Source organism: Elizabethkingia argenteiflava, from assembly GCF_009904105.1.
Taxonomy (GTDB): Bacteria; Bacteroidota; Bacteroidia; order Flavobacteriales; family Weeksellaceae; genus Elizabethkingia; species Elizabethkingia argenteiflava.
The window spans coordinates 1-218 of sequence record NZ_JAAABJ010000097.1 but is presented as its reverse complement, the minus strand read 5'-3'; the positions used below and the strand labels follow the sequence as shown (position 1 = coordinate 218).

At 31.2% G+C, this 218-nt stretch carries 1 pseudogene; it reads left to right on the top strand.

Features of this window, described 5'->3' with window-relative positions:
- Positions 1–218 (top strand): annotated as a pseudogene (locus tag GNY06_RS00525) (IS982 family transposase); the annotation flags it as partial.

The window sequence follows — 218 nt, the reverse complement described above, 5'->3', positions numbered from 1 at the left end:
TTATCTGAGTATTGATTATCAAAGAGACTTATTTACTTACAACCAGATTAATATGGAAGTACCTATGCGAAAAAATCAACATGGATATAATCCGCAGCCTTATATTTTTAGAAAATCCCGAAAGCCCATCGAAACCTTATTTTCGCAATTATGTGATCAGTTTATGATTAGAAGAAACTATGCGAAATCCTTTGATGGCTTTAAGAACAGAATATTAT